Source organism: Intrasporangium calvum, from assembly GCF_028446585.1.
In the GTDB taxonomy this organism is placed as follows: Bacteria; Actinomycetota; Actinomycetes; order Actinomycetales; family Dermatophilaceae; genus Intrasporangium; species Intrasporangium calvum_A.
This window is the reverse complement of record NZ_JAPFQL010000104.1, coordinates 1-11,288: the sequence shown is the minus strand read 5'-3', so window position 1 is coordinate 11,288 and position 11,288 is coordinate 1. Positions and strand designations below refer to the sequence as shown.

Annotated in this window: 10 protein-coding genes; 8 read left to right on the top strand and 2 right to left on the bottom strand. The window is 70.6% G+C overall.

The features are described from left to right. Positions 1-485: 485 nt before the first annotated feature. From OO014_RS17525 to OO014_RS17505, 5 genes are all read left to right on the top strand, one after another. On the top strand, positions 486-785 hold the full coding sequence (locus OO014_RS17525) for a DUF4193 domain-containing protein (protein ID WP_272463613.1): 300 nt from the start codon (positions 486-488) through the stop codon (positions 783-785). Positions 786-835: 50 nt separating this feature from the next. Then, entirely contained in the window at positions 836-1,342 is a 507-nt protein-coding gene (dut, locus tag OO014_RS17520) for a dUTP diphosphatase (protein ID WP_272463611.1), read from the top strand. A gap of 127 nt (positions 1,343-1,469) precedes the next feature. Further along, on the top strand, positions 1,470-2,264 hold the full coding sequence (locus tag OO014_RS17515; RefSeq protein WP_272463610.1) for a DUF3710 domain-containing protein: 795 nt from the start codon (positions 1,470-1,472) through the stop codon (positions 2,262-2,264). A gap of 31 nt (positions 2,265-2,295) precedes the next feature. Beyond that, positions 2,296-2,700 (top strand): OB-fold nucleic acid binding domain-containing protein, encoded by a 405-nt coding sequence (locus tag OO014_RS17510; RefSeq protein ID WP_272463609.1) that lies wholly within the window; start codon positions 2,296-2,298, stop codon positions 2,698-2,700. Next, positions 2,693-3,448, top strand: coding sequence for a DUF3159 domain-containing protein (locus tag OO014_RS17505; protein WP_272463608.1), 756 nt, complete (start codon positions 2,693-2,695; stop codon positions 3,446-3,448). The genes OO014_RS17510 and OO014_RS17505 overlap by 8 nt, the downstream gene beginning before the upstream one ends. A gap of 22 nt (positions 3,449-3,470) precedes the next feature. On the opposite strand, the gene OO014_RS17500 is transcribed toward OO014_RS17505, so the two are convergent. Together OO014_RS17500 and OO014_RS17495 are read right to left on the bottom strand one after the other, a co-directional pair. After that, positions 3,471-4,160 carry a potassium channel family protein gene (locus OO014_RS17500; protein WP_272463607.1) on the bottom strand — a complete coding sequence of 230 codons (690 nt, stop codon included), beginning with the start codon at positions 4,158-4,160 and terminating at the stop codon, positions 3,471-3,473. Between the two features lie 117 nt (positions 4,161-4,277). Continuing rightward, positions 4,278-4,940: a potassium channel family protein gene (locus OO014_RS17495; RefSeq protein WP_272463606.1), complete on the bottom strand. Its 663-nt coding sequence runs from the start codon at positions 4,938-4,940 to the stop codon at positions 4,278-4,280. A 127-nt stretch (positions 4,941-5,067) separates the two neighbouring features. On the opposite strand from OO014_RS17495, the gene OO014_RS17490 reads away from it, so the two are divergent. The 3 genes from OO014_RS17490 to OO014_RS17480 all read left to right on the top strand — a co-directional run bounded on the left by OO014_RS17490 (position 5,068) and on the right by OO014_RS17480 (position 11,268). Next, positions 5,068-7,032: an APC family permease gene (locus OO014_RS17490; protein ID WP_272463612.1), complete on the top strand. Its 1,965-nt coding sequence runs from the start codon at positions 5,068-5,070 to the stop codon at positions 7,030-7,032. Then, the gene (locus OO014_RS17485; RefSeq protein WP_272463605.1) at positions 7,029-8,285 is read left to right on the top strand and encodes a class I SAM-dependent RNA methyltransferase; all 1,257 of its coding nucleotides are present in this window, start codon (positions 7,029-7,031) and stop codon (positions 8,283-8,285) included. Before OO014_RS17490 ends, OO014_RS17485 begins: the two co-directional genes overlap by 4 nt. 199 nt (positions 8,286-8,484) lie before the next feature. Further along, positions 8,485-11,268 (top strand): aconitate hydratase, encoded by a 2,784-nt coding sequence (locus OO014_RS17480; protein ID WP_272463604.1) that lies wholly within the window; start codon positions 8,485-8,487, stop codon positions 11,266-11,268. The last annotated feature ends 20 nt before the right edge of the window (positions 11,269-11,288 follow it).

Below are 11,288 nucleotides of genomic sequence, written 5' to 3'. Positions count from 1 at the left end.
GCAAGGCGGGCGAACGACTCCAGCTCGCCGGTGTGGATCTGGATGCGGTAGTCGTCGCCCGCGGCGCGGGCGCTGGCAAGGTCATCGAGCGCATCGAGCACTCGGACGCGGATCTGGTCCACGAATTCGGTCATGGGCACCTCCTGGCCGGTGGAAGGTCGGTCGGGTCCGCAGACCCTACCGCGACGTCGGGACCCCAGCCTGCACCCGTCCAGGTACAGGTTTGGCAAAGACTTGGTGAAGGGTTGGTCCGGAAAGGGTAGGTGACGGGCTCCGACCGACCGCGCACCAAGACTCTCCGCGGAACGAAGTGACAGCGGCCCGCGGATGGGGCACAATCCGCGCACGCGGGATGTTTTCGCGGTTGTCCCGGCGTCGCCGACGTCCGGGAACAAGCGGGAGGGCGGGGACGTTCTCGCGTCACGACATGCGGGTGGGTCTCCGGCACTAGGGGCCGGAGCATGAGCAGCACTGAGAGGGCACAGATGGCAACCGACTACGACGCGCCACGGAAGACCGACGACGACCTGAGTGAGGACTCCATCGAGGAGCTCAAGTCGCGCCGCGTCGACAAGAGCTCGTCCAGCGTGGACGTCGACGAGACCGAGCAGGCGGAGGGCTTCGAGCTGCCCGGCGCCGACCTGTCGGGCGAGGAGCTCTCCGTCCGGGTGCTGCCCAAGCAGGCTGACGAGTTCACCTGCTCGCGCTGCTTCCTCGTCCACCACCGCAGCCAGCTGGCCAAGGAGAGCAACGGCATGATGATCTGCACGGAGTGCGCCGCCTGAGGCGGAGCATCGAGCAGCCCGAGCAGCTCGAGCAGATAGGGTCGGTCCACGTGACCGACCCTTGCGCTTGCCCTCAGCAGCACGCTGACGGACCCGGCCCCGTCGTCGCCGTGCGCCGGCTCGACCCGGACCTGCCGCTGCCGAGCTACGCCCACCCCGGTGATGCGGGGGCCGACCTCGTGTCCCGGGTCGACGTGACGATCGCGCCGGGGGAGCGGGTGCTCGTCCCGACGGGCGTGGCGATTGCCCTGCCGCCGGGCCACGCCGGCTTCGTCCACCCGCGGTCCGGGTTGGCCGCCCGGCACGGCATCTCCATCGTGAACGCGCCGGGCACCATCGACGAGGGCTACCGAGGCGAGGTGCTCGTCAACCTCGTCAACCTTGATTCCACCGAGTCCTTCACCGTGCACCGCGGCGACCGGATCGCGCAGCTCGTCGTCCAGCGCGTCGCCCGGGCCACGTTCCGCGCCGTTGATTCGCTCGACGAGACCGTCCGGGGGGACACTGGTCACGGGTCGACCGGTGGATTCGGAGCGGTGCAGTCGCCGATGGCCTGACTCGACCTGACAAGATTCACCGGAGCCGGGGCGCGGACCGCGCCCCGGACCCCACCGGCACTGGCCGAGGGCCGCCGACCAGCGGTCGCACGGCCCGACGACAGCTGTAACAGAAGGACGGAATCACGTGGGACTCTTCAGCCGCCGCAAGTCGGCCAACGCCGAAGCCTGGGACGGGCCGGAGCACGGGCCGGACGACTTCCACGAAGGCGCCGAGCTCCCCGCTTCGGACGACCACGAGGACCGTGACGCGACGGCTGAGCGCCTCGGCGCGGCGTCGGTCGACGGGACCACGGGCCCGCTCGACCGGTCCGCCGTCACGGACGACAGCGAGTACCTCAACCTCGGCGCCATCTGGATCAAGGGGCAGCAGGGGCTCGAGCTGCGGCTCGAGGTCAACGAGCGCGAGCAGCAGATCACCGGCGTGACCGCCGTCCTGGGCGAGTCGGCGGTCCAGCTGCAGGCCTTCGCCGCGCCGCGGACCGAGGGCGTCTGGATCGACATCCGCAACGAGATCGCCAAGAGCATCACCGACGCCGGCGGCACCGCCGAGGTCCGGACCGGCGAGTTCGGCGAGGAGCTCCTCACCCGCATGCCGCAACAGGGACCGGAGGGCCGGACCGTCTTCATGCCGGCCCGCTTCGTCGGCTTCGACGGGCCACGCTGGTTCCTGCGCGCCGTGGTCAGCGGACGCGCCGCCATCGACACCGACGCCGCGGCTGGGGTGCACGAGATCATCCGGACCGCGGTGATCGACCGGGGCGACGAGGCGCGCCCCCCTCGTGAGCTGCTGCCGCTCCGGCTCCCCGACGCCCAGCCGACCGGTGCGGACCAGCCCACCGAGGCCGGGCCTGCCGCCCCGCCGAGCGTCGACGACCTCAAGCCGTTCGACCGCGGCCCCGAGATCACCGAGGTGCGGTGACGGCCCGCAGCCGTCCCCGCTGGTTCCCACGATGACCTCTGAAGCCGGAAGCCGCCTGCGGCGGTTCGCCTCGCGGCTGCGTCCGGCCGCCGCCGGGGCCGGCCAGGGCGGGCCGCCGGCCGAGCCTGACGTCGAGCCGGGCCCTGCCGACGTCGTGCAGATCGGACAGGCGCGGCCGAGACAACGCGTCACCGTCGTCGGTGAGGTGCGCATCCTCGCGTTGCGGCCGCAGGGCGACGTGCCCACCCTCGACGTCGAGCTGTGGGACGGCTCGGACGCGCTGCACCTGGTCTGGTTGGGCCGGCGCAGCATCCCGGGGATCTCGACCGGCACGCGGCTGCGCGCCACGGGCCGAGTCACCCTGCAACGTCGCGCCAAGACGATCTTCAACCCGGCCTACGAGGTCATCGGCACTGCGAGGGGACCCCATGGCTGAGCACGGCGACGACACGTCGACCGGCACCGGTATCGACCGGTCCGAGGCCGACCTGCGCCACTACACGACCGTCGAGGAGCTGCTGCGGGACAAGCTCTCGGAGGCCATCGGCGGTTGGCGCGGCGCCCTGGAGTCTGCCGTCCCGATGCTCGCCTTCGCCGTGACCTGGGTGGCTCGCAACGATCTCAAGCAGTCCCTGCTCGCCGCCGGGGTCTGCGTCGTGGTGCTCCTCGTCGTCCGGCTGGCGCAGCGCCAGGACCCGCGCTTCATCGCGTACGCCGCCGTCGGCGTCGGCATCTCGGCGTTCTTCGCCCTGCGCTCCGGTGAGGCCGAGGACGCCTTCCTGCCCGGCATGGTGCAGAACGCCGGGCTGCTCGTCCTGCTGCTCATCACCAACCTCGTGCGCTGGCCGCTCTTCGGCTTCGTCGTCGCCGTGGCCGAGCCGGAGGCCTTCGCCGAGGACCCCACCTGGTGGCACAAGCACGCGGGCATCGTCACGGTCGCGATGCGGCTGGGCTGGGTCCTGGTCGGACTCAACGTCGTGCGGCTCGCCGTCATGGTGCCGCTCTACCTCGCCGAGCAGGTCGGGGCGCTGGGCGTCGCGAAGGTGGTGCTGGGCTGGCCCGCCTACATCGTCGCGGTGACGGCGATGGGGGCCATCCTCGTGCGGGGCCACACACCGATCGACCCGACCCTCGGGGCGACCGTGCGCCCGGCGACCGGAGAGCGTCCGGACCGCGCCCGCTGACCGGGGCTGAGCGGCCCTCGGGTCAGTGGTCCAGCACCACGTCCCGCGGGCGTGAACCGGGGGCGACGAGCTGCTGCAGCTGCCGCTCCTGCTCGGCGGTGGTGATGAAGAGCAGCTCGTCTCCGACCTCCATCGCGTCGTCCCGCGTCGGGGCGATCGGGCGCTCGTCGCGGATGATCGCCACGAGCACGGTGTCGGTCGGCCAGGCGATGTCGCCGACGCGCTGACCGGCGAACGGGCTGCCGTCGGGAAGGGTGATCTCCACCATGGAGGCACGTCCCTGCTGGAACTCGAAGATCCGCACGAGGTCGCCGATGCTCACGGCCTCCTCGATGAGAGCGGTCATCAGTCGCGGCGTGGACACGGCGACGTCGACGCCCCACGACTCGTCGAACATCCACTCGTTCTTCGGGTTGTTGACTCGGGCCACCGTGCGCGGCACGCCGAACTCCGTCTTGGCCAGCAGCGAGAGGACGAGGTTGGCCTTGTCGTCGCCGGTGGCGGCCACGACCACGTCGGACTCCTCGAGCCGGGCCTCCTCGAGCGCGCTCAGCTCGCACGCGTCGGCGAGCAGCCACGACGCCTCGGGCACTCGGGATGCCTGGACGTCGTCGGCATCCTTGTCGATGAGCAGGACCTGGTGGCCGTTGGCCAGCAGCTCACGGGCGATCGAGCGGCCGACGCTGCCTGCTCCTGCGATGACGACGCGCATGTGTTGTCTCCTGTAGACCGGGCCTCCCGCACCAACCTACGTCGATCGGGCCTGGAGGGACAGCGGATGGTCGGCGAAGCCGTGGACGGCTGGGTGCGACGGGACGGGGTCAGGTCGTCAGTGGACCATCGGGGGCAGGTCGCAGAGGCGCTCGACGCGAGCCAGGTCGTCGCGCATCAGCGCGAGGTGCAGCAGGTCGCCCTGCTGGATGACCATGTCGGGACGGGGCAGCTCGCCCTGGCCGAGGCGCGTCACGTAGGCGACCCGGGCACCCGTCCGCTCCTCGACGGCGGTGAGGGGATGGCCGATCCACTGCTCGGCCAGGGGCACCTCGGCGATGACGACCTTGCCGCTCGGGTCGGTGAGCTCGGGCATGGCGCCGGAGGGGAGCAGCCGCTGGATCATCTGGTCCGCGGTCCACTTGACGGTGGCCACGGTCGGGATGCCCAGCCGTTGGTAGACGGCCGCGCGCTGGGGGTCGTAGATCCTCGCCGCCACGTGCTCGACCCCGAACGTCTCCCGGGCCACGCGGGCGGCCAGGATGTTGGAGTTGTCGCCGCTGCTCACGGCGGCGAACGCATAGGCGCCCTTGATGCCGGCGGCGATGAGCGTGTCCCGGTCGAACCCCATGCCCGTGACGGTCTGCCCCTCGAAGGAGGTGCCGAGGCGACGGAAGGCCGACGCGTCGGCGTCGATGATGGCGACGTCGTGGCCGTGTGAGCTGAGCATTCGAGCCAGCGTCGAGCCCACTCGACCGCAGCCCATGATGACGAAGTGCACGGTCGCGACGGTACACCCAGCGTGTCCGATGGGCCCGACCTGACCGCGTCGGCGTGCCCGGCGGCATACAGTGTCCTCCGTGCCAGGAACCGGTTCGCTCCTCAAGCGAGTCCTCGTCGGACGGGCGATGCGCAGCGACAAGCTGGGGGAGACGCTCCTCCCCAAGCGCATCGCGCTACCCGTCTTCGCGAGCGACGCCCTGTCGTCCGTCGCCTACGCCCCGGACGAGATCATGCTCATGCTCGGCCTGGCCGGAGGGGCCTTCGCCGTCACGCACAGCTGGCAGGTGACGATCGCCGTCATCGTCGTGATGGCCGTTGTCGTCGCCTCCTACCGGCAGAACGTGCATGCCTACCCTTCCGGCGGCGGCGACTACGAGGTGGCCAACGTCAACCTCGGTCCCAAGGCCGGCCTCACCGTGGCGAGCGCCCTGCTCGTCGACTACGTGCTGACCGTGGCCGTGTCTGTCTCGTCCGGCGTGCAGAACGCCGGCACCGTCCTGCCCTTCGTCCGGGGCAACGAGGTGGTCGTCGCCGTCGCGATGATCGCGTTCCTCACCGCGATGAACCTGCGCGGGGTGCGCGAGTCCGGCACCGCGTTCGCCATCCCGACGTACCTGTTCATGCTCGGCATCATCGGCATGGCGGCCTTCGGCTTCTTCCAGCACTTCACCGGGACCCTCGCCGACGCGGAGAGCGCCGACCTGACCCTCCTGCCCGAGGGAGGCACGGACGCGGTCACCGGGCTGGCGGCGGGATTCCTGCTGCTGCGGGCGTTCTCGTCGGGTTGCGCCGCCCTGACCGGTGTCGAGGCGATCTCCAACGGTGTGCCGGCCTTCCGTCCGCCCAAGAGCCGCAACGCAGCGACGACCCTGCTGCTGATGGGCACGGTGTCGATCACGATGATGGTCTCGATCGTCACGCTGAGCCAGTGGACCGGGGTCAAGATCGCCGAGGACCCGGCGACGCAGCTGGTGCGCGACGGCCGGCCGGTGGGGGAGGACTACCACCAGCTCACCGCGATCGGTCAGCTGTCCGAGGCGGTCTTCGCCGACTTCCCGATCGGGGTCGTCTTCGTCTCCATCGTCACCGGGCTGATCCTCTTCCTCGCCGCCAACACCGCCTTCAACGGCTTCCCCGTCCTCGGGTCGATCCTGGCCAAGGACGGCTACCTCCCCCGGCAGCTGCACACCCGCGGCGACCGGCTCGCGTTCTCCAACGGGATCCTCATCCTCGCCGCCGGGGCGGCCTTCCTCGTGTTCGCCTTCGGCGCCAACGTCAACGCGCTCCTGCAGCTCTACATCGTCGGGGTCTTCGTCTCCTTCACGGTGAGCCAGACGGGCATGGTGCGGCACTGGACGCGTCATCTGCGCCTCGAGCGCGACCGGGCCGCGCGGCGCCGCATGCAGCGGTCCCGGGTCATCAACGCGGTCGGTGCGACGATGTCGGGCATCGTCCTGCTCGTCGTCCTCGTGACGAAGTTCCAGCACGGGGCGCGCTACGCCATCCTCGCGATGGGGGTGCTCTTCCTCCTCATGCTCGGCATCAAGCGTCACTACGGACGAGTGAGCCGGGAGCTGGCCATCGACTGGGAGACGGACAAGCCGGTGCTGCCCAGCCACGTGCACGCCATCGTGTGCATCTCCAAGGTGCACAAGCCGACGATGCGGGCCCTGGCCTACGCGCGGGCCAGCCGACCCTCCGTCCTCGAGGCCATCACCGTCGACGTCGACCCCGACGACACCCGGGTGCTCCTCGCCGAGTGGGAGCGCCGCGAGATCCCCGTGACGCTGAAGGTCCTCTCGTCCCCCTACCGGCAGATCACCCGGCCGATCCTCGACTACGTGCGCTCGATCCGCAGCGGCAACCCGCGGGACGTCGTGACGGTCTACCTGCCCGAGTACGTCGTCGGCCACTGGTGGGAGCAGCTGCTGCACAACCACAGCGCTCTGCGCCTCAAGGCCCGACTGCTCTTCACCCCGGGCGTCATGGTGGTCAGCGTCCCCTGGCAGCTCGTCTCGGCCGAGGGCGCCGAGCGCGAGTGGATCGACGAGCCCCCGATCCCGGGTTCGGTGCGCGGCGGCGGCGTGTGACCGGTCGCAGGGCCCGCGAGCGCCCGGAGGGTCGACCCAGCCTCGCCGGCACGGAGTGGACGGTCGACGTCGGGCCGGTGGCGCACGGTGGCCACTGCGTCGCCCGCCACGAGGGGCAGGTCGTCTTCGTCCGGCACGCCTTGCCCGGAGAGCGCGTCGTCGCGCGCGTGACCGAGGGCAGGGTCGGCGACCGGTTCGTCCGGGCGGACGCCGTCGAAGTGCTCACCGCGTCGCCGCACCGAGTCCCGGCGCCGTGCCCCTACGCGGCTGCACGGGTCTGCGGCGGCTGCGACTTCCAGCACGTGACCCTGCCGCACCAGCGCGAGCTCAAGGCGGCCGTGGTGCGCGAGCAGCTCTCCCGCCTGGCCGGTCTCGACGTCGACCTCGAGGTCCAGCCGGTCCCCGGCGACGCCGACGGGCTCCGCTGGCGCACCAGGGTCGAGTTCGCCGTCGACCGCTCCGGACGAGCCGGTCTGCACGGGCACCGATCCAAGGACATCGTCCCCGTCGACGACTGCCTGATCGCCACGGAGGCCGTCGTCGGGTCCGGCGTGCTCGACACCGTCTGGCACGACTGCACCGCCGTCGACGTGATCGACGCGGCCCACCCGGACGAGCCCGTGCTCGTCCCGCTCCCGGTCCCTGAGGGCGGGGACGGGTCAGGCGGCCTCGTCGGTGAGCGCGTGACCGACGGCGCCTGGGAGGGCGAGTACGTCGTCGCTGCGCGCGGCTTCTGGCAGGTCCATCCGGGCGCTGCCGGGACCTTCCTCTCGCGGGTCGTGAAGCTGCTCGAGCCGGCTCCGGGCGATCGCGTGCTCGACCTCTACGCCGGTGCCGGTCTCTTCACCATGCGCCTCGGGGAGCTCGTCGAACCGGGCGGCTTCGTCCTCGGGGTCGAAGGGGACGCTCGTGCCGTCGACAACGGGGTCCGCAACACGGAGGACCAGCCCAACGTCGAGTGGCGGACCAACCGGGTCGACCGCGAGCTCGCCTCCCTCGTGGCCCAGGGCATCACTGCAGACCTCGTCGTCCTCGACCCGCCCCGCACCGGCGCCGGCCCCGGCGTGCTCGCCGACGTGGCCGCCCTCGGCCCGCGGCGCATCGTCTACGTCGCCTGCGACCCGGCGGCGCTCGCGCGGGACGTCAAGGCTGCCGCGGACCACGGCCTCCGCCTGGCGCACGTGGAGGCATGGGACGCGTTCCCGATGACCCACCACGTCGAGTGCATCGCCGTGCTCGAGCCGGGCACCTGAGCGTCGGCAGGCTCGCGGGACCCGGCCGCACACGGACGGCCGGTGACCGAGGGAGCGAGCCCAGCGGCATACGGCCGTCCATCCCTTGGCACACGCGCGGCGTGGGCTGACAATGGTCGCGGCGTGTGGTTAGATATCTTGACATCAAGATAAATCGACGATGACGACATCGAACTTCAGTTGCTGGAAGGAGCCCACTGTGGGCAGTGTTGACAGCTTCAAGGCCAAGGGGACGCTGGAGGTCGGCGGACAGTCCTACGAGGTCTACCGCCTGGCGTCGGTCGAGGGTCACGAGACCCTCCCGTACAGCCTCAAGGTCCTCCTCGAGAACCTGCTGCGGACGGAGGACGGCGCCAACATCACGGCCGACCACATCCGCGCCCTCGGCGGCTGGGACGAGAACGCCGAGCCCGACACGGAGATCCAGTTCACCCCCGCCCGCGTGATCATGCAGGACTTCACCGGCGTCCCGTGCGTCGTCGACCTCGCCACGATGCGCGAGGCCGTCGCCGACCTCGGCGGCGACCCGGCCAAGATCAACCCGCTCGCGCCCGCCGAGCTCGTCATCGACCACTCCGTCATCATCGACGTGTTCGGCCGTCCGGACGCGTTCGAGAAGAACGTCGAGATCGAGTACGACCGCAACCGTGAGCGCTACCAGTTCCTGCGCTGGGGCCAGACCGCCTTCGACGACTTCAAGGTCGTCCCCCCGGGCACCGGCATCGTCCACCAGGTCAACATCGAGCACCTGGCCCGCACCGTGATGGTCCGCGAGGGCATCGCCTACCCCGACACCTGCGTCGGCACCGACTCCCACACGACGATGGTCAACGGCCTCGGCGTCCTCGGCTGGGGCGTCGGCGGCATCGAGGCCGAGGCCGCGATGCTCGGCCAGCCCGTGTCGATGCTCATCCCGCGCGTCGTCGGCTTCAAGCTCTCCGGCTCCATCCCCAGCGGCGCCACCGCGACGGACGTCGTGCTGACGATCACCGAGATGCTGCGCAAGCACGGCGTCGTCGGCAAGTTCGTCGAGTTCTACGGCGAGGGCGTCGCCCAGGTGCCCCTGGCCAACCGCGCCACCATCGGCAACATGAGCCCCGAGTTCGGCTCCACCTGTGCGATCTTCCCGATCGACGACGTCACCCTCGACTACCTGCGCCTCACCGGCCGGTCCGACGAGTCCGTCGCCCTCGTCGAGGCGTACGCCAAGGAGCAGGGCATGTGGCTCGACGCGTCGCGCGAGGCGCGCTACAGCGAGTACCTCGAGCTCGACCTGTCCACCGTCGTCCCGTCGATCGCCGGCCCCAAGCGTCCGCAGGACCGCATCGAGCTGGCCGCGGCCAAGGACTCCTTCCGCAAGGTGCTGCCGACCTACGTCGCCCACCACGAGGGCGACCCCGGCCACGCCACGAGCTTCCCGGCGAGCGACCCGACCCCGCAGGGCGCGACGGAGGGTCTCAACGGCGGCGACAAGCCGGCCGAGGAGGGCAACGGCCAGGCCCGTCCCTCCCGCAAGGTCCCGGTCAAGGCCGCTGACGGCCGCGAGTTCGAGATCGACCACGGCATCGTCTCGATCGCGTCGATCACCAGCTGCACCAACACCTCGAACCCGTCGGTGATGATGGCCGCGGCCATGCTCGCCAAGAACGCCGTCGAGAAGGGCCTCGACGTCGCACCCTGGGTCAAGACGTCGATGGCTCCCGGCTCCAAGGTCGTCACGGGCTACTACGACAAGGCCGGCATGTGGCCCTACCTCGAGAAGCTCGGCTTCCACCTCGTCGGCTACGGCTGCACGACGTGCATCGGCAACTCGGGCCCGCTCAACGAGGAGATCTCCGCGGCGATCAACGAGAACGACCTCGCCGTCACGGCCGTGCTGTCCGGCAACCGCAACTTCGAGGGCCGGATCAACCCGGACGTCAAGATGAACTACCTCGCGAGCCCGCCCCTGGTCATCGCCTATGCGCTCGCCGGGACGATGGACTTCGACTTCGAGGCCGAGCCCCTCGGCAAGGACACCGAGGGCAACGACGTCTTCCTGCGGGACATCTGGCCCGCTCCCGAGGACGTCGAGCGCACCATCGCCCAGTCCATCAACCAGGAGATGTTCACCGAGGACTACGCCGACGTGTTCGCCGGCGACCAGCGTTGGCAGTCCCTGCCCACGCCGCAGGGTGACACCTTCGAGTGGGACAGCGAGTCGACCTACGTCCGCAAGCCCCCGTACTTCGACGGCATGGCCGCCGAGCCCGCACCCGTGCGCGACATCGAGGGCGCGCGCGTGCTCGCCAAGCTCGGCGACTCGGTGACGACCGACCACATCAGCCCCGCGGGCTCGATCAAGGCGGACAGCCCCGCCGGCCGCTACCTCCAGGAGCACGGGATCGAGCGCAAGGACTTCAACTCCTACGGTTCCCGGCGCGGCAACCACGAGGTGATGATCCGCGGCACGTTCGCCAACATTCGCCTCAAGAACCTGCTCCTCGACGGTGTCGAGGGCGGCTTCACCCGCGACTTCACCCGCGACGGCGAGCAGTCGTTCATCTACGACGCGGCCCAGAACTACGCTGCGGCCGGCATCCCGCTCGTCATCCTCGCGGGCAAGGAGTACGGCTCCGGCTCGTCGCGGGACTGGGCCGCCAAGGGCACCAGCCTCCTCGGCGTCAAGGCGGTCATCGCCGAGAGCTACGAGCGGATCCACCGCTCCAACCTCATCGGCATGGGGGTCATCCCGCTCCAGTTCCCGCAGGGCGAGAACGCCGACTCGCTCGGCCTGACCGGCACCGAGACCTTCTCGTTCTCCGGCATCACCGAGCTCAACGAGGGCCGGACCCCGCGCACGGTGCGGGTCGTCGCCACGGCCGAGGACGGCGCCACCACCGAGTTCGACGCGGTCGTGCGCATCGACACGCCCGGTGAGGCGGACTACTACCGCAACGGCGGCATCCTCCAGTACGTCCTTCGCTCGCTCGTCCGGAGCTGATCACCCCGCAACACGCCCGG